We start from the raw sequence: 17549 nt of genomic DNA, 5'->3' as shown, positions 1-17549 counted from the left end.
CTTGCCCCACCACTCGGTGCCTCGCCTAGGCGCGGCATGGCCGTAATCCGAGATTGATTTTGGGGGGCGTTTTCAGATCAAAAGCTAGAGCGCGACGGCTTTAGAGCCGACTGGATTTTTGTCTGGTGTACTCGGGTAAAAATGTGGGAGGGGGCTTGCTCCCGATGGCAGTGGGTCAGTTACAGATCTTTTCGCTGACACACCGCCATCGGGAGCAAGCCCCCTCCCACATTTTGATCTCCATGTATCAGATAGGTATCAGCCTGCTTTTGCTCTGCTTTTGCTCTGCTTTTGCTCTGCTTTTGCTCTGCTTTTGCTCTGCTTTTGCTCTGCTTTTGCTCTGCTTTTGCTCTGCTTTTGCTCTGCTTTTGCTCTGCTTTTGATTTGGCCCTTACATCCTTTTCGCTGACGAAGTCCGCGGTCTTTTGATCTGCGCTTTTGATTGTGATCTTGGGCGCCCCGTCAAACACGCTGGCCGAACGCAGGCTTGAATCCGTGGGTAACCCGGCAGGACGCCGGGTTAGCCGCGCTGGGCCATGGATGGCCCATCGCGGCGGCCCACGGATTCAAGCCGGAGTGAGGGCACACCGAGCCTAGGCGAGGTGCCGAGTGTTGGGGCGAAGCGTTTTTGGTTACTTTTTGCGCTCTTCAAAAAGTGACCCGCTGTAAGAGCGGAACCCATAGCCGCCGTTACCCAAATAACGGATATGCCCGCCCCCCCAACCACTCACAAATTCTCATACCGATTCATATCCAGGACCCCCGCCTCAACCGGCGTAGTCTCCCGAACATACTCCGACAAGTCGTGGAAATACCGCCAAAACAGCGGATGACTACGCCTCACCCCCCAACGATCCACAATCTTCTCAAACTGCGCGGCATCCTTGACCTGCTCCATCTGCGCCACAAAAACAGGCACTTCCTGCGCCGGAATATTGAACATGAAGTTCGGATAACTACTGAGCACCCCAGGGTAAACAGTCACCGTATCCAGCCCCGGCTGATAGCGGTACGCCTCACCCAGCAAAAACGCCACATTACTGTGAGCCCTATTACGCAGCAGGCTGTAAACCACACGCGTCCCACTGGCAGTCTCAACACGCAACATCGTCGCCTCAGGCAACTGATCTATCACCTTAAGACCAGCCGCCGGACGCAAGGTCAGCCGGCTAAGCGCCTGCTCAGCATCCCGCAAGGCAGGCTCAATACCGTCACGCGAACAATAAGCACCAGAACAGCGATTGATCGGGTCCGGGCTCGCATTCAGATCGCCGTAACGGGCAATCAACTGGTTGGCAAAGTCCCGCTTGGGATCCTGTTCATTGAGGTGCAAACCTGTCGGCTTATCGTCATCAATGGCTTCGTAATCCAGCCACAGCTTGATCTTGCCGCTGTTCTGGTACCAGTCGTCCATAAAGTCTTCACGAGAGTCCGCCGGCATCAGGCGCAGGAAGTTCTGCTCGGCACCGTTACGGATCAAGTCGAAGTAAAGGCGAGTCTGGGCCTGGTGCGAGACGTTGCCAAACACATCGAAATTCACCGCCAACTGGTAATAGGTCCGTTCCAGCAACGGATAGTCGAACAGCCACATCGTCTGAGGCACTTCGCCGATCAGGCCTTTGTTGACCGATGCACTGTCAAAGTGGCGGAAGATACTCAGCAAGGCGTTGTCATTGCCCGCCCACAGGCTCGACCAACTGGGTGGCGGCAAATCGGCATAACTGTCCCGGCGCAGCGCTTCGTACTGGTTGCGCTTGTCGCGATAGGCCAGCCATAGGCTCAACACGCTGCCTACATCATCGTTCTGCCCCGGCATGGCGAGCAACGGCGTGGCCTGTCCGCGATAACGTGCATCGGTGATGTACAGGTCGTGGTCCGGGTCCTGGAACAGGGCCCAGAAGTTGTCGCGGATCACATCCGTGGCGATCTGCCCACGGCACACCGGCCCACGAATAAAGGTGCGTACAAAGTACTCGGCGTTATCCAGCATGAACTGGTAGCGCGCCTTGGCGGGGATTGCCTCGAAGGTGTCGAACGGATTGGCGCGACGTCCAGGCCCGTAACCCGGCAAGGCGCTGACCTGCCAATCACCGGTGTAAAACAGCGCTTTGATCCGCGCCATTTTGGCAGCGCTGAACGGATAGGTAATGTGAGTCTTGTGCACGATCACACCCTGCACCGGCCACAGACGGTAGTACACCCGCGTGCCCGGATCGTCATTGGGGCGACGGGTGCTGATCAGGTCGATGGGCTGCCCACTCGGCGTGCGCGAGCGCACCCACTGGAAGAAATGCCCCGGCTCGCCGTTCTCGAAATAGATGTGGGCCAGGAACAAGTGCTCGAACAACCAGCGGGCCACCAGGCTTTCTCGGGCGCCGGGCTGGTTGAGCAGGTTTTCCCACTGCTGCACCTGCAAGGCTTCCTTGGCACTCGGTGCCAGGCCCTGCTCATCGATCGGCGCGCCGGACGCCAGCCAGCGCTGCAGCGTCTGGTATTGCTGGTCGGTCAGGCCGGTGACCGCCAGTGGCATGCCTTCCTTAGGATGACTGCCTGCGTAGGCATTGAATTCGCCGGGGGTGGCGCACATGTTTTCGCGGTTCAGGCCCAGCACAATGTCGTCGGGCAGCTTGGCGTTGGGCTGCAGCGGCGCGTTATGCCCCAGTTCCAGCATGCGTGCCATCAACGCGGCCTGGCTGCCCTGGGCGTCCAGCACCGAATAGAAGCCCTTCTGCTGCCAGGCTTGCTTGCCGAATGCGTCATAGAACAAGCGCGTAGTCGGCGCAGCCTGGCTGCGCTCGCCGTCGTACACCGGCACTTTGCTCGCGCCTCGGGCGGCGCCCTCGGCACTGCCCAGGTTGAGCTGGCAGGCGGAGTCATAGCAGGCATGGCAGGCCACGCACTTCTCGGTGAAAATCGGTTGGATGTCGCGGGTGTAGGAGATCGCCGGGGCGGGACCTTCTGCCTGGGCAGTACTGGCAATCAATGCCAGGACGGCGCTGACGATAAGACGAAGTGACATGTATCCGGTCCCGATTCAATGCGTGCGCTGAAAAATTGCCGGTGATTCTACCGGGCCATCGCACCTCACAACGTGAGCGATATTCATGCAAAAGCCGGACATGCCGCAAATCCGCACAGGTTTGCTATGATCCACGCCCTCCGTAATGCCTGACCAGAGTAGTCCCATGTCCGATCGTAGCGCTCGTCTGCAAGCCCTCCACCACGCCCTCAAGGAACGCATCCTGATCCTCGACGGCGGCATGGGCACGATGATCCAGAGCTATAAACTGGAAGAGCACGACTACCGTGGCAAACGCTTTGCCGACTGGCCGAGCGACGTCAAGGGTAACAACGACCTGTTGGTGATTACCCGCCCGGACGTGATCGGCGGCATCGAGAAGGCCTACCTGGATGCCGGCGCCGACATCCTCGAAACCAACACCTTCAACGCCACGCGCATTTCCATGGCCGATTACGGCATGGAAGAGCTGGCCTATGAACTGAACGTCGAAGGCGCACGCCTGGCGCGCAAGATCGCCGACGCCAAGACCGCCGAGAACCCGGACAAGCCACGCTTCGTTGCCGGCGTCCTGGGCCCGACCAGCCGTACCTGCTCGCTGTCGCCCGACGTGAACAACCCCGGCTACCGCAACGTGACTTTCGATGAACTGGTGGAAAACTACACCGAGGCCACCAAAGGCCTGATCGAAGGCGGTGCGGACCTGATCCTGATCGAAACCATCTTTGACACCCTCAACGCCAAGGCCGCGATCTTCGCCGTGCAGGGTGTGTTCGAAGAGCTCGGCATCGAATTGCCGATCATGATCTCCGGCACCATCACCGACGCCTCCGGCCGTACCCTCTCGGGCCAGACCACCGAAGCATTCTGGAACTCGGTCGCCCACGCCAAGCCGATTTCCGTGGGCCTGAACTGCGCCCTGGGTGCCAGCGAGCTGCGCCCGTACCTGGAAGAGTTGTCCAACAAGGCCAACACCCATGTGTCGGCGCACCCGAACGCCGGCCTGCCCAACGAATTCGGCGAGTACGACGAACTGCCTTCGGAAACCGCCAAGGTCATCGAAGAGTTTGCCCAGAGCGGCTTCCTCAATATCGTCGGCGGCTGCTGCGGCACTACGCCTGGTCATATTGAAGCCATCGCCAAGGCCGTGGCCGGTTATGCGCCGCGCCCGATCCCGGATATTCCCAAGGCCTGCCGCTTGTCGGGCCTGGAGCCGTTCACCATTGATCGCAGCTCGCTGTTCGTCAACGTCGGCGAACGCACCAACATCACCGGCTCCGCACGCTTTGCCCGCTTGATCCGCGAAGACAACTACACCGAAGCCCTGGAAGTCGCCCTGCAGCAGGTGGAAGCCGGCGCCCAGGTGATCGACATCAACATGGACGAAGGCATGCTGGATTCGAAGAAGGCCATGGTGACCTTCCTCAACCTGATCGCCGGCGAGCCGGACATCTCCCGCGTACCGATCATGATCGACTCCTCCAAGTGGGAAGTGATCGAAGCCGGCCTCAAGTGCATCCAGGGCAAGGGCATCGTCAACTCCATCAGCATGAAGGAAGGCGTCGAGCAGTTCATTCACCACGCCAAGCTGTGCAAGCGCTACGGCGCCGCCGTGGTGGTGATGGCGTTCGACGAAGCCGGCCAGGCCGACACCGAAGCGCGCAAGAAAGAAATCTGCAAACGCTCCTACGACATCCTGGTGAATGAGGTCGGCTTCCCGCCGGAAGACATCATCTTCGACCCGAACATTTTTGCGGTCGCCACCGGTATCGAAGAACACAACAACTATGCCGTCGATTTCATCAACGCCTGTGCCTACATCCGCGACGAGCTGCCGTATGCGCTGACCTCCGGCGGCGTGTCCAACGTGTCGTTCTCGTTCCGTGGCAACAACCCGGTGCGCGAAGCGATTCACTCGGTGTTCCTGCTGTATGCGATCCGCAACGGCCTGACCATGGGTATCGTCAACGCCGGCCAGCTGGAGATCTACGACCAGATCCCGGCCGAGCTGCGCGAAGCCGTTGAAGATGTAGTCCTCAACCGCACCCCGGAAGGCACCGACGCCCTCCTCGCCATCGCCGACAAATACAAGGGCGACGGCAGCGTAAAAGAGGCCGAGACCGAGGAATGGCGCGGTTGGCCGGTGAACAAGCGCCTGGAACACGCGCTGGTCAAGGGCATCACCACCCACATTGTTGAAGACACCGAGGAATCCCGGCAGTCGTTCGCGCGCCCGATCGAAGTGATCGAAGGCCCGCTGATGTCCGGCATGAACATCGTCGGCGACCTGTTCGGCGCGGGCAAAATGTTCCTGCCCCAGGTGGTGAAATCCGCCCGTGTGATGAAGCAGGCCGTGGCTCACTTGATCCCGTTCATCGAACTGGAGAAAGGTGACAAGCCGGAAGCCAAGGGCAAGATCCTGATGGCCACGGTGAAGGGCGACGTGCATGACATCGGCAAGAACATCGTCGGCGTAGTGCTCGGTTGCAACGGTTATGACATCGTCGACCTGGGTGTGATGGTGCCGGCGGAGAAAATCCTGCAGGTGGCCAAGGAGCAGAAGTGCGACATTATCGGGCTGTCCGGCCTGATCACGCCGTCCCTGGACGAGATGGTGCATGTGGCCCGCGAGATGCAGCGTCAGGACTTTCACCTGCCCCTGATGATCGGCGGCGCGACCACCTCCAAGGCGCACACGGCGGTGAAGATCGAGCCTAAGTACAGCAACGACGCGGTGATCTACGTCACCGACGCCTCACGCGCGGTGGGCGTGGCCACGCAGTTGCTGTCCAAGGAGTTGAAAGCGGGCTTCGTCGAGAAGACCCGCCTGGAATACATCGATGTGCGTGAGCGCACCTCCAACCGCAGTGCGCGCACCGAACGCCTGAGCTACCCGGCGGCCATCGCCAAGAAGCCGCAGTTCGACTGGAGCAACTACACACCGGTGGTGCCGACGTTTACCGGTGCCAAGGTGCTGGACAATATCGACCTCAACGTCCTGGCCGAGTACATCGACTGGACTCCGTTCTTTATCTCCTGGGACCTGGCCGGCAAATTCCCACGCATCCTCACCGATGAAGTGGTGGGCGAAGCCGCCACCGCGCTGTACGCGGATGCCCAGGAAATGCTCAAGAAGCTGATTGATGAAAAGCTGATCAGCGCCCGTGCGGTGTTTGGTTTCTGGCCGACCAACCAGGTGCAGGACGATGACCTTGAAGTGTACGGCGACGACGGCCAGCCAATTGCCAAACTGCACCACCTGCGCCAACAGATCATCAAGACCGACGGCAAGCCGAACTTCTCCCTGGCCGACTTCGTCGCGCCTAAGGACAGCGGCGTGACCGACTACATCGGTGGCTTTATCACCACCGCCGGCATCGGCGCCGAAGAAGTGGCCAAGGCCTACCAGGATGCCGGCGACGATTACAACTCGATCATGGTCAAGGCCCTGGCCGACCGTCTGGCCGAAGCCTGCGCCGAGTGGCTGCACCAGCAAGTGCGTAAAGAGCACTGGGGCTACGCCAAGGACGAGCAACTGGACAACGAGGCGCTGATCAAAGAGCAATACAGCGGTATCCGCCCTGCTCCCGGCTACCCGGCGTGCCCGGATCACACCGAGAAAGCCCAGTTGTTCCAACTGCTCGACCCCGAGGCCCGCGAAATGCACGCCGGGCGCAGCGGTGTGTTCCTTACCGAACACTACGCGATGTTCCCGGCGGCGGCGGTCAGCGGCTGGTACTTCGCCCACCCGCAAGCGCAGTACTTTGCCGTGGGCAAGGTCGACAAGGATCAGGTCGCCAGTTACACCGCCCGCAAGGGCCAGGACCTGGCCGTGACCGAGCGCTGGCTGGCGCCGAACCTGGGTTATGACAACTAAGCCCTGACGGAGAAACGTGCCCACGCTCAACGCGGGCATGCAGCCCGTGACACTGCGCGTCGCCTCCCCGAACCCGCCTCGGGCAATCGTCTATGCTATCCCTCACACACCTTGTGTCGAGGGACGTATGGACGATCCAGCCAACTACAAGCCCCCTACCTTCTGGCAGATGCTCCACAGTGTGGTGGCCGCTGCGTTTGGCGTTCAGAGCGGCAAGAATCGGGCCCGCGACTTCACCCATGGCAAGCCCAGCCACTTTGTGATCCTGGGCATCCTGTTTACAGCGGTGTTTGCCTTGACCTTGTTTGGAATCGTCAAGCTGGTGCTGCACCTGGCCGGCGTCTAGCGCAGCAACAGACGTAGGCTGAATGGGTAGCGATAGGACTCGGGCTTGCCCTGGGCCGACAGCACGCGAAAATTCACCGACGGTGTCGGCCCCAACAAACGCCGCGCCTGGCCGGCATCGATCAATTGGAACAACGTCAACTGCCGGTCGCGCCCGCCGTATGCGCCAATGTCCAATCCCTTGGCATCATCATGAACCAACACCATGGCCCAGCCGCCGACAGTGAAATGCCCGGCGACCAGGGACGACAAGCGTCCGTCCAGTCGAGCCTGCAAAATCTCCGGCGAGCTGTTGATCGCGCTGAACAGCACGTCCTTACCCGGTAACCGCCCGCTGGCCTGCAGCGCCTGCATGGCGCCCAGCGCCATCTGATCGTTGGCCGACCACACCAGCGCCGTCTGCGGGTAGCGCTTGAACAGTTGCGTCGCTTGCTCGAAGGCGCGCTCGCGGCTCCATTCACCGTAGACCAACTGACGCAGGCGCACCTCGGGATGTTCGGCCAGCGCCCGACGCATGCCCCGCTCACGCAATTGCGCGCCCGGCGTGGTCTTGACGCCGGAAAAGGCCAACAGGTCGAGGGATTGACCGGGCGCAACCGGTCCGTGCTGGCGCAGCAAGTCGCGAAGCATCAGGTAGCCAGCCTCTTCATCGTCAGCGACCAGGCTGCCGATCAAACGGATGCCACTGCGGGTTCCCAGCAAATGCATTTGGTCGGGGGTCAGCGCGCTGTTCACCAACAGCAGCTTGACGCCACTGCCCTCGGCCATGCGCAGGATCTGCGGTGCAACGTATTGCTCATTCACCAGCACCAGGTAATCAGGTCGCTGGCTGCCTTGCAGCACCTCACGCGCCTGAAGCAGCGTATTGTCGGGATTACGCTCGCCATAACGCACACGCAATTCCAGGCCGAGGTCCTTGGCGGCGGCCTGCATGAATTGCGTGTAGCTGACCCAGAAGGTTTCCGTCGACACGCCCGGATTGAGAAAGACCACCGACGTTGCATGAGCCATCACTCCATACGTCGATCCCAGCAACCAGACACACGTAATCAACACCTTCAACATAGATGCCTGAGCCTCGAAAATAGGCCGCCATGATAGTAGCAATGCCCAAACCAATCGAGGTTCGATCAACCACCTTTATTGGTGGCTTACCCAAAACACGGCAGTTCCCACCACCAAAATGATCAAGAACAGAATGGCCCACGCATCCACGGTACTGTCGGGTTTACGGGCTTTTGTCGGATTGCTCATCGCATCGCCTCTTGTCGGTTTTATAGGTGATTGCACTAAGACTCGCTCACAGTAAAGTTGATGATTGCCCGCATGACAAATGTGGATATCGCGATAACTGTTCTCATTAGTCATTTTGGTTATTTGCATATACTCAAACATCACTTTTGCGCATAAACGCAAACTGGTATCGTGCGCCGGCTCCGTTGGGAGTGCGCGGCCGTGCGCGCAGATTTGCCGAGAACAGGACCTATATGTACGTATACGACGAATACGATCAGCGCATCATCGAGGACCGCGTCAAGCAGTTCCGTGATCAGACCCGACGCTACTTAGCAGGTGAACTGAGCGAAGAAGAGTTCCGCCCTCTGCGCCTGCAAAATGGCCTTTATGTTCAGCGCTTTGCGCCGATGCTGCGGGTGGCCGTGCCCTATGGCCAACTGACTTCGCGCCAGATGCGCATGATGGCCAAGATTGCCCGCGACTTCGACAAAGGCTATGCCCACATCAGTACCCGCCAGAACGTACAGTTCAACTGGCCGGCGCTGGAAGATGTGCCGGACATCCTCGCCGAGCTGGCCACCGTGCAGATGCACGCCATTCAGACCAGCGGTAACTGCCTGCGCAACGTGACCACCGACCAATTCGCCGGTGTTGCCGCCGATGAGTTGATTGACCCACGCCCATGGTGCGAAATCGTCCGTCAATGGACTACCTTCCACCCCGAGTTCGCCTACCTGCCGCGCAAGTTCAAGATCGCCGTCAACGGCTCGACCTCGGACCGCGCCGCCATCGAAGTCCACGACATCGGCCTGGAGCCGGTCTACAACGCCGCTGGCGAGCTGGGCTTCCGTGTGCTGGTGGGTGGCGGCCTGGGCCGTACCCCGGTAGTTGGCGCGTTTATCAACGAGTTCCTGCCGTGGCAAGACTTGTTGAGCTACCTCGACGCCATCCTGCGTGTCTACAACCGCTATGGCCGTCGTGACAACAAGTACAAGGCCCGGATCAAGATCCTGGTCAAGGCGCTGACCCCTGAGGTATTCGCCCAGAAAGTCGATGCCGAGATGGAACACCTGCGCGGCGGCCAGACCACCCTGACCGAAGCCGAAGTACACCGCGTCGCCAAGCACTTCGTCGACCCCGAGTACAAGGCCCTGAGCAATCAGGACGCCGAACTCGCCGCACTCGACCAGCAGCACCCGGGCTTCGCCCGCTGGCGTACGCGCAACACCCTGGCGCACAAAAAGCCGGGCTATGTGGCCGTAACCCTGTCGCTCAAGCCTACCGGTGTTGCCCCAGGTGATATCACCGACAAGCAGCTGGACGCCGTTGCCGACCTGGCCGACCGTTACAGCTTCGGTCAACTGCGCACCTCCCACGAGCAGAACATCATTCTCGCGGATGTGGAGCAAAGCCAACTCTTCACCCTGTGGGGCGAACTGCGTGAAGGCGGTTTCGCCACGCCGAACATTGGCCTGCTGACCGACATCATCTGCTGCCCAGGCGGCGATTTCTGCTCCCTGGCCAACGCCAAGTCGATCCCGATTGCCGAATCGATCCAGCGCCGTTTCGACGACCTGGACTACCTGTTCGACATCGGCGAGCTGGACCTGAACATTTCCGGTTGCATGAACGCCTGTGGTCACCACCACGTCGGCCACATCGGCATCCTGGGCGTGGACAAGAAAGGCGAAGAATTCTACCAAGTGTCCCTGGGTGGCAGCGCCAGCCGCGATGCGAGCCTGGGCAAGATCCTCGGCCCGTCCTTCGCCCAGGAAGCCATGCCCGAGGTGATCGGCAAACTGATCGATGTGTACATCGAACAGCGCACCGAAGATGAGCGTTTCATCGACACCTACCAGCGCATCGGCATTGACCTGTTCAAGGAGCGCGTCTATGCAGCGAATCATTAAGAACAACGAAGTCCTCGACGAAACCTGGCACCTGCTGCCCAAGGACGCGAGCTTCGACGGCATTTCCAACTGCGACGACCTGATCGTGCCGCTGGCCCTGTGGCGCGAGCATGGCCACGCGCTCAAAGCCCGCGACGGCGGCCTGGGTGTGTGGCTGGACGCCGATGAAGAAGCCGAAGAGATCGGTCCTGACGTGGAACACTTCCAGGTCATCGCCCTGAATTTCCCGGCCTTCACCGACGGTCGCAACTACTCCAACGCACGCTTGCTGCGTGACCGTTATGGTTACAAAGGTGAGCTGCGGGCGATCGGCGATGTGCTGCGCGACCAGTTGTTCTACCTGCGCCGTTGCGGGTTCGATGCCTTCGCGCTGCGCGCAGACAAAGACCCGTACGAAGCATTGGAAAGCCTCAAGGACTTCTCGGTGACGTACCAGGCTGCAACCGATGAGCCGTTGCCGCTGTTTCGCCGGCGCTAAGTCTGCGGACATGAAAAAGCCCTGGCATGCCAGGGCTTTTTTTATGGTTGAAGTTTTATCGACGCCAGCACCTGCTTCTGCCCCATGGAGCATGGCACGCCTTCCGGCTGCGCCCGCACGGCCTCGATCACGCCCAGCAACTGCGCTTTGCTGTGGGCCAATTGCGCTTGCATCACTTCGATCTGTGCCACTTTGCGCTCCAGGGCCTCGATCAACTCGTCGCGCTTGTGCTCTCCAGGCGCGGGCATCAGCGCCTTGAGTTCCTGCAAGGTAAACCCGGCCTGCTGCGCACTCTGAATCAATTGCAGGGTCTGCAAGGCCTCAGGTGCATAACGCCGGTATCCGTTGGACTGGCGTCCGACCTGACTGATCAACCCTTCGCTCTCGTAAAAACGAATGCGTGAAGCGGCTAGACCGCTCTGTTTTGCCAGCTCACCAATATTCATCACAACGCCTGCTTGACATTAAAGTTAACTTTAAGCTTAGCCTGAGCCCTCCCCCGCTCAGGAGTCAACTCATGTCACCTTTTGAAGCCCTGCAACTGCCCAACGGCCAAATCATCGCCAATCGCATCGCTAAGGCTGCGATGGAAGAGAACATGGCCGATATCAACCAAGCGCCATCCCGCGAATTGAAGCAGTTGTACAAGGCCTGGGCAGATGGCGAACCCGGCCTGCTGCTGACCGGCAATGTGATGATCGACCGCCACGCCATGACCGGCCCCGGCGGCGTGGCCCTGGAAAACGAGGAGCACCTGGACAGCTTTCGCGAATGGGCCGATGTAGCCCGTAACAAGGGCGTGCACTTCTGGATGCAGCTCAGCCATCCAGGGCGCCAGACCATGGCCAATCTCGGCCAACAAGCCTTGGCACCGTCTGCCATTGCGCTGGACCTGGGCAGCTTTTCCAAGATGTTCGCCACACCAAAAGCGATGACCGAAGACGATATTCAGGACGTGATCCGGCGCTTCGCAACCAGCGCACGCCTGGCCGAGAAAGCTGGCTTTACCGGGGTGCAGATCCATGGCGCCCACGGCTATTTGCTGAGTCAATTTCTCTCGCCCTTGAGCAACCACCGCAGCGACCGTTGGGGCGGCTCGCTGGAAAATCGCGCGCGCCTGCTGCTGGAAGTGATTCACGCCGTGCGCGCCGGTGTCCGCCCGTCGTTTTGCGTGGCGGTCAAACTCAACTCGGCGGATTTCCAGCGTGGCGGCTTCGATGAAACCGATGCGCGCGCGGTGGTCGAAATGCTCAACCCGTTGCCCATCGACTTGTTGGAATTGTCCGGTGGCAGCTACGAGGCGCCCGCCATGCAAGGCGAAGCGCGGGATGGTCGCACCCTGGCCCGTGAGGCGTATTTCCTAGAATTTGCCGCAGAAATGGCCAGCGTCGCCACCATGCCCGTGATGGTCACCGGTGGCATTCGCCGACTGCCTATCGTGAAGCAGGTACTGGACAGCGGCGTCGCCATGGCCGGTATCGCCACCGCCCTGACCCTGGAACCACAATTGATCAAGCATTGGCGCGAAGGACGCGACCTCAACCCGCAACTCAAGCCGATCGATTGGAAGCGCAAGCCCCTGGCCTCACTCGCTACGCTCGCCGTGGTGCGCGGCCAGATGCGCCGCCTCAGCCGTGGTCGTTTGCCCAACCCCAAGGTTATCCCCTGGCTGGCCCTGGCGTGTGACCAATGGTTTATCGCTCGGCGCACTCGGCAGTACCGTGCGACCATGACGCAATCTTCACATTAAAGACGGAGCATTCGCCGTGATCGAGCTGTCCCCTATTGATCAGCAGTTTTTTAACCTCACTGACGATTGGAGTGCTTCATGGCGAAAATCAACCTGGCCCAGCAACTGGCGACCACCCTTGAACAGGCGGGCATCAAGCGCATTTGGGGCCTGACCGGCGACAGCCTCAACGGCCTCACCGACGCCTTACGCACCATGGACAGCATTGAGTGGATGCATGTGCGCCACGAAGAAGTCGCCGCGTTTGCCGCCGGTGCCGAAGCAGCAGCCACCGGCGAGTTGACGGTGTGCGCAGGCAGCTGCGGGCCGGGCAATCTGCACTTGATCAATGGTCTGTTCGACTGCCATCGCAACCATGTGCCAGTGCTGGCGATTGCCGCGCAGATTCCGTCTTCGGAAATTGGCTTGAACTACTTCCAGGAGACCCATCCCCAGGAACTGTTCAAGGAGTGCAGCCACTTCATCGAGCTAGTCACCAACCCCGCGCAGATGCCCCAAGTGCTGCACCGCGCCATGCGCTCGGCGATCCTCAATCGCGGCGTAGCAGTGGTGGTGATTCCGGGGGATGTGTCGCTGCTGGAAGTCGAAGACACCCTCAAGCCGTGGCCGGCCCTGCACGCGCCACGCACACTGCCTGCGGAGGCCGATCTGCTGCACTTGAGCGAGATCCTCAAGGACAGTGAAAAAGTCACGCTGCTGTGTGGCAGCGGCTGTGCGGGCGCCCATGCGCAAGTGGTGGCCCTGGCCGATACGCTGGGTGCGCCGGTGGTGCACGCCCTGCGCGGCAAAGAACATGTGGAATGGGACAACCCGTTTGATGTGGGCATGACTGGCCTGATCGGCTTCAGCTCCGGTTACCACGCCATGCTCGACTGCGACACGCTGATCATGCTCGGCACGGACTTTCCATATCGCCAGTTCTACCCTACGGACGCAAAAATCATCCAGGTCGACCGCAACCCACAGGCATTGGGTCGTCGCGCTACCTTGGACTTGGGCATCGCCGCAGATGTGGGCGAAACCATCGACGCCCTCCTTCCGCGCTTGACCCGCAAGACGGATCGCAGCTTCCTTGAGACTTCATTGAAGCATTACGTGAAAGCCCGCCAGGGGCTCGATGACCTTGCACAACCTTCAAAAGCCAACCGGCCGATCCATCCGCAATACGTCGCGCGATTGCTCAGTGAGCTGGCCGACGATGATGCGATCTTTACCGCCGATGTCGGTTCGCCCACGGTCTGGGCGGCGCGCTACCTGAAGATGAACGGTAAACGCCGCCTGATCGGCTCGTTCAACCACGGCTCCATGGCCAACGCCATGCCCCAGGCCATCGGCGCGCAGGCAGCATTCCCGGGGCGGCAAGTGATTTCGATGTCCGGCGATGGCGGGTTCGCCATGTTGATGGGGGATTTCATCTCGCTGGCGCAGCTGAAGTTGCCGGTGAAAGTCATCGTGTTTGATAACTCGTCACTGGGGTTCGTCGCCATGGAGATGAAGGCGGCGGGTTATCTGGACGCGGGCACCGAACTGAAAAACCCGGATTTCGCGGCGATGTCCAATGCCATGGGTATCCTCGGCATTCGTGTGGAGCAGTCCGAAGACCTGGAGCCGGCCCTGCGCCGCGCCCTGGCCCACGATGGCCCGGTGCTGGTGGACGTGGTGACTGCCACCCAGGAACTGGTGATGCCGCCGAGCATCAAGCTGGAGCAGGCCAAGGGGTTTAGCTTGTACATGCTCAAGGCGGTGATGAGTGGGCGTGGCGATGAGGTAATCGAGCTGGCGCGGACCAACTGGCTGCGCTGATCTAAGCATGTGGGAGGGGGCAACCCCCTTCCCACGCTTTACGCTATTGCCAACTCAAGCCGTTTGTTTTTCTACCCACTGGCCGTAGGCATCGATAAACGCCTGCAAAAACGGCTTGGTCTTTTCCGACACTTTGCCCGACTCATCAAACACACTGCCCGCCCCACCCAGGTAGGCTTCGGGCTGCTGCATGCACCATACATCCAGGAACACCAGGGACTGACGCAGATGGTGGTTGGCGCCAAAGCCTCCGATAGCGCCAGGCGACACACTGATGATCGCACCCGGCTTGCCGCTCCAGGCGCTTTGCCCATAAGGACGGGAACCCACATCAATCGCGTTCTTCAACGGGGCCGGCACCGAGCGGTTGTATTCCGGGGTCACGAACAACACCGCGTCGGATGAACTCACCTGTTTGCGGAAAGTACTGTAGGCTGCCGGCGGTGAATCAGCGTCGATGTCTTCGTTGTAGAGCGGCAAATCGCCAATTTCGACGATGTTCAACTTCAGATTGGCTGGGGCCAGTTCGGCCAATGCCAACGCGACCTTGCGGTTGATCGACTGTTTTCTCAAGCTGCCAACCAGGACGGCAATCGTGTAGACCTTGCTCATTGAGGTTTTCCCGATGTCTGACTAAAGGAGCTTGTAGTTATAGAGGCTTCACGACAGGTTCACCAGAAGGTTTTGAGAATCCTCCAGACGTTTGCCTCGCACCTCTCTGCGTAGGAGGCGTCGTAAAATCCCAGCGAATAGTATTTTTTTTCCGTAGGCAAACTACCCCTCTTTATTACGGTCTACAGAACCGCAAATCGAGTGTTTATCTCCAGAGGTTCTAAACAGATGGCAGCAGTACTTGTCGGACAGTTCCATGCCAGAGACGCGGAAGGTCGCGTTTATTCCGTGCATGAGTTCCAGGAATCCAACCCGGCGCAAGGCGACCTGGCTGGCTCGGCGCCCACCACAACCTACAAGCTGGCCATTGGCGACCGTGTAGAAAAACTGGAAGGCGATGAGTTCAAACTGATCCAGTCGGGCATCATTATTGTCCGCGAATCGCAAACCACCCTCGCTTCATAAGATCTCGCCTTGATGACCTGCTCAGTCCTGGCCATTGCTGGCGTTGACTGGGCTGGGGTGATCAGGGGCTGCGGATTTCCGTCACTTCGATGCCCTGCTCGCCTTGCTTGAGCGTCACCAGCAAGTGCCCCCGCTCCCCTTCCACGGCGTACATCGAGCGCGTGTAGCCCGACGTGTTGTACGCGGGATACGCCTCCACCTGCCTGATCAAGGTCACCCCCAACACCGCCCCCACTTGTTCGCCGACCTGTTCCTGGGCACGGATAAACGCTTCGAGCGCCAGACTTTCCGGTGTGTTGTTGTCGTGATTATTGAGGAGATAAGCCGCCGCGCACCCCACGGTCACCAGAACCATGAGTTGCTTGGCCGTTACCCCGAAGAACGTCGAGGGAATAGGCATTCGAGACCAGACCTGTTTTTGTTGTAGTGCCGGTACCCGGCTTTGGTCGTTGATGATCAGACGAGCCATTTTAGTAAGGTCGTGGCTGAACGCCAGTGGCATAGGCGACTTGCACCGTCTTTTTTGCGCACGACCGCTTGCACCATTGAAACCCCACCACACTGCACATAGACTCCGGCCATGCGTTTACGTCATATCGAAGTGATTCAGGCCATCTTGCAGACCGGACACCTCGGCACGGCCGCCGAATGGTTGCAACTCCCCGTGGGCGATGTGGACGCGGCGCTGAAGGAAGCCGAGCAGCAACTGGGCTTTATGCTGTTTGCCAGCGTGCGCGGGCGCTTGCAGGCAACACGGGAAACCCTCGAACTGCAGGCAGAAATCGCCCATATATACGAAGCGCTGGAACCGGTGCAACGCCTGGCCAGCCGTTTGAAACACCATCACGCCCCGCCCTTGCGTGCGCTTTGTACCCCGCCCCTGGCCAATCAACTGCTGCCGCAAAGTATCGCGGTGCTGCGTCGACGCTTTCAGGACACCCCGTGCAACCTATCGAGCCAGCCCACAAGGGAGATCGTCAGGAGCCTGTTGCTGCATGAGGCCGATGTCGGCTTGAGCCTGCATGACCCGGAACACCCGCAAATCGTCAGCACCGTGCTGGCTCAAGGCAAACTGCAGTTGCTGGCGCCCCACGGCTGGCTCAAGCCCAAGCAGAAGTACATTGCACTACAGGACCTGGCCGGCCAGTCGATGATCGGGTTGGAGGGGCAAGACCCGCTCAGCCGCCTGCTGGACGCCAAGCTGCAAGCCCTACGGCCGCTTCCGGTGGTGCAGACACGGGTGCAGACCTACCAGATGATGCGCAGCATGGTAGAAGCGGGAGAAGGCTTGGCGATTGTCGACCCCTTCACTGCGTTTGGCGCGCAAGAGGCCGGACTGGATGCGTGCCCGGTGTCGCCGCCGATGATGGTCAGCCTGTACGCGCTGACCCTCAAGGATGGCGTGGCCTCTCCAGCGATGAATGCATTGCTGGAGATTGTCACGCAGAAGGCTGAAAGCCTGCTGCTGAGTTAAGCCTTGTCGACTTCGGCCTTGAACAGCCGATACCAGAAAATCGCCACTTCGCGAGTTTGCGGGTCAATGCCGCGATAGCGCAGGTGGTCGATCCCGCCCATCACATAGCCGCATCGCTCATAGAGGCGGCAGGCGCCGAGGTTGTTGTTTTGGGTTTCGAGCATCATGCCCGGCAGGTTTTTCTTGCGGCTCCAGAACTGCGCTACATCCAGCAATGCCTTCGCTACACCGTGCCGCCGCGCCGGCAAGACCACCGCCAGTTCATCCACATGGGCAAAGCCATTCCAGTTGGTGCTGACCACGACATGCCCCACCGGTCGATCGTCCAGATAGGCCATGAAGATCGCACTGTCTGGGGCATCGCGGAAACTGGCGAACTCCTCAGGATCAATCCCATAACATTTGCGGTACGGCAGGATACGCTCCAGCGGCCATTGATCGACGCGCTTGCCCATCTCCGGCACGCTGTAGGCGCTGACCTCGAAACTGAAGTCATTGCCCCACACGTAGGCATCAAAACCTTCGTCGGCGACTCGCACACTGAGCCCTGGATACTTCGGGTTCATTACAGCTTGCATAA

At 59.9% G+C, this 17549-nt stretch carries 15 protein-coding genes; 8 read left to right on the top strand and 7 right to left on the bottom strand.

All coding sequences use genetic code 11. The annotated features are described in order from the left end of the window. Positions 1-179: 179 nt before the first annotated feature. Both LRO94_RS12245 and LRO94_RS12240 read right to left on the bottom strand, forming a co-directional pair. The gene (locus tag LRO94_RS12245) at positions 180-470 is read right to left on the bottom strand and encodes a hypothetical protein (RefSeq protein WP_233897026.1); all 291 of its coding nucleotides are present in this window, start codon (positions 468-470) and stop codon (positions 180-182) included. Between the two features lie 257 nt (positions 471-727). After that, on the bottom strand, positions 728-3019 hold the full coding sequence (locus LRO94_RS12240) for a fatty acid cis/trans isomerase (protein ID WP_122754396.1): 2292 nt from the start codon (positions 3017-3019) through the stop codon (positions 728-730). A gap of 166 nt (positions 3020-3185) precedes the next feature. On the opposite strand from LRO94_RS12240, the gene metH reads away from it, so the two are divergent. Both metH and LRO94_RS12230 read left to right on the top strand, forming a co-directional pair. Next, positions 3186-6896: a methionine synthase gene (gene metH / locus LRO94_RS12235; RefSeq protein WP_095185926.1), complete on the top strand. Its 3711-nt coding sequence runs from the start codon at positions 3186-3188 to the stop codon at positions 6894-6896. Positions 6897-7023: 127 nt separating this feature from the next. Beyond that, entirely contained in the window at positions 7024-7242 is a 219-nt protein-coding gene (locus LRO94_RS12230; RefSeq protein WP_032885836.1) for a DUF2970 domain-containing protein, read from the top strand. Here the strand turns inward: LRO94_RS12230 and LRO94_RS12225 are convergent. Beyond that, on the bottom strand, positions 7239-8306 hold the full coding sequence (locus LRO94_RS12225; RefSeq protein WP_122764308.1) for an ABC transporter substrate-binding protein: 1068 nt from the start codon (positions 8304-8306) through the stop codon (positions 7239-7241). The two genes, LRO94_RS12230 and LRO94_RS12225, sit on opposite strands and share 4 nt — an antisense overlap. 422 nt (positions 8307-8728) lie before the next feature. Here LRO94_RS12225 and LRO94_RS12220 point away from each other — a divergent pair, with 422 nt between their 5' ends. Both LRO94_RS12220 and LRO94_RS12215 read left to right on the top strand, forming a co-directional pair. Beyond that, entirely contained in the window at positions 8729-10387 is a 1659-nt protein-coding gene (locus LRO94_RS12220) for a nitrite/sulfite reductase (RefSeq protein ID WP_032885834.1), read from the top strand. Beyond that, entirely contained in the window at positions 10371-10865 is a 495-nt protein-coding gene (locus LRO94_RS12215; protein WP_032885833.1) for a DUF934 domain-containing protein, read from the top strand. The genes LRO94_RS12220 and LRO94_RS12215 overlap by 17 nt, the downstream gene beginning before the upstream one ends. A 41-nt stretch (positions 10866-10906) precedes the next feature. On the opposite strand, the gene LRO94_RS12210 is transcribed toward LRO94_RS12215, so the two are convergent. Continuing rightward, entirely contained in the window at positions 10907-11311 is a 405-nt protein-coding gene (locus tag LRO94_RS12210) for a MerR family transcriptional regulator (protein WP_032885832.1), read from the bottom strand. Positions 11312-11382: 71 nt separating this feature from the next. Between LRO94_RS12210 and LRO94_RS12205 the strand changes: the two genes are divergently transcribed. Beyond that, on the top strand, positions 11383-12615 hold the full coding sequence (locus tag LRO94_RS12205) for an NADH:flavin oxidoreductase/NADH oxidase family protein (protein ID WP_179179157.1): 1233 nt from the start codon (positions 11383-11385) through the stop codon (positions 12613-12615). A gap of 78 nt (positions 12616-12693) precedes the next feature. Then, on the top strand, positions 12694-14418 hold the full coding sequence (gene poxB / locus LRO94_RS12200) for a ubiquinone-dependent pyruvate dehydrogenase (protein WP_032885830.1): 1725 nt from the start codon (positions 12694-12696) through the stop codon (positions 14416-14418). Between the two features lie 54 nt (positions 14419-14472). On the opposite strand, the gene LRO94_RS12195 is transcribed toward poxB, so the two are convergent. Beyond that, entirely contained in the window at positions 14473-15030 is a 558-nt protein-coding gene (locus tag LRO94_RS12195) for an NADPH-dependent FMN reductase (RefSeq protein WP_032885829.1), read from the bottom strand. 228 nt (positions 15031-15258) lie between these two features. Here LRO94_RS12195 and LRO94_RS12190 point away from each other — a divergent pair, with 228 nt between their 5' ends. Beyond that, positions 15259-15495, top strand: coding sequence for a hypothetical protein (locus LRO94_RS12190; protein ID WP_032885828.1), 237 nt, complete (start codon positions 15259-15261; stop codon positions 15493-15495). A gap of 61 nt (positions 15496-15556) precedes the next feature. On the opposite strand, the gene LRO94_RS12185 is transcribed toward LRO94_RS12190, so the two are convergent. Then, positions 15557-15895 (bottom strand): hypothetical protein, encoded by a 339-nt coding sequence (locus LRO94_RS12185; RefSeq protein ID WP_122754398.1) that lies wholly within the window; start codon positions 15893-15895, stop codon positions 15557-15559. 180 nt (positions 15896-16075) lie between these two features. On the opposite strand from LRO94_RS12185, the gene LRO94_RS12180 reads away from it, so the two are divergent. Further along, positions 16076-16969, top strand: a complete 894-nt coding sequence (locus tag LRO94_RS12180) for a LysR substrate-binding domain-containing protein (RefSeq protein ID WP_122681398.1) — start codon at positions 16076-16078, stop codon at positions 16967-16969. Here the strand turns inward: LRO94_RS12180 and LRO94_RS12175 are convergent. Continuing rightward, positions 16966-17535: a GNAT family N-acetyltransferase gene (locus tag LRO94_RS12175; protein ID WP_032885825.1), complete on the bottom strand. Its 570-nt coding sequence runs from the start codon at positions 17533-17535 to the stop codon at positions 16966-16968. The two genes, LRO94_RS12180 and LRO94_RS12175, sit on opposite strands and share 4 nt — an antisense overlap. Between the last annotated feature and the right edge of the window lie 14 nt (positions 17536-17549).

Origin of the sequence: Pseudomonas sivasensis, assembly GCF_021391435.1 — a bacterium.
Lineage (GTDB): Bacteria > Pseudomonadota > Gammaproteobacteria > Pseudomonadales > Pseudomonadaceae > Aquipseudomonas > Aquipseudomonas sivasensis.
This window is presented reverse-complemented; position numbering and strand designations above follow the sequence as displayed.

Bases quoted from the DNA above. Each gene is read 5' to 3' on its own strand.
- metH (WP_095185926.1), top strand. From the start codon at position 3,186: ATGTCCGATCGTAGCGCTCGTCTGCAAGCCCTCCACCACGCCCTCAAG.
- LRO94_RS12230 (WP_032885836.1), top strand. From the start codon at position 7,024: ATGGACGATCCAGCCAACTACAAGCCCCCTACCTTCTGGCAGATGCTC.
- LRO94_RS12240 (WP_122754396.1), bottom strand. From the start codon at position 3,019: ATGTCACTTCGTCTTATCGTCAGCGCCGTCCTGGCATTGATTGCCAGT.
- poxB (WP_032885830.1), top strand. From the start codon at position 12,694: ATGGCGAAAATCAACCTGGCCCAGCAACTGGCGACCACCCTTGAACAG.
- LRO94_RS12180 (WP_122681398.1), top strand. From the start codon at position 16,076: ATGCGTTTACGTCATATCGAAGTGATTCAGGCCATCTTGCAGACCGGA.
- LRO94_RS12190 (WP_032885828.1), top strand. From the start codon at position 15,259: ATGGCAGCAGTACTTGTCGGACAGTTCCATGCCAGAGACGCGGAAGGT.
- LRO94_RS12195 (WP_032885829.1), bottom strand. From the start codon at position 15,030: ATGAGCAAGGTCTACACGATTGCCGTCCTGGTTGGCAGCTTGAGAAAA.
- LRO94_RS12175 (WP_032885825.1), bottom strand. From the start codon at position 17,535: ATGAACCCGAAGTATCCAGGGCTCAGTGTGCGAGTCGCCGACGAAGGT.
- LRO94_RS12210 (WP_032885832.1), bottom strand. From the start codon at position 11,311: ATGAATATTGGTGAGCTGGCAAAACAGAGCGGTCTAGCCGCTTCACGC.
- LRO94_RS12225 (WP_122764308.1), bottom strand. From the start codon at position 8,306: ATGTTGAAGGTGTTGATTACGTGTGTCTGGTTGCTGGGATCGACGTAT.
- LRO94_RS12220 (WP_032885834.1), top strand. From the start codon at position 8,729: ATGTACGTATACGACGAATACGATCAGCGCATCATCGAGGACCGCGTC.
- LRO94_RS12215 (WP_032885833.1), top strand. From the start codon at position 10,371: ATGCAGCGAATCATTAAGAACAACGAAGTCCTCGACGAAACCTGGCAC.
- LRO94_RS12205 (WP_179179157.1), top strand. From the start codon at position 11,383: ATGTCACCTTTTGAAGCCCTGCAACTGCCCAACGGCCAAATCATCGCC.
- LRO94_RS12185 (WP_122754398.1), bottom strand. From the start codon at position 15,895: ATGCCTATTCCCTCGACGTTCTTCGGGGTAACGGCCAAGCAACTCATG.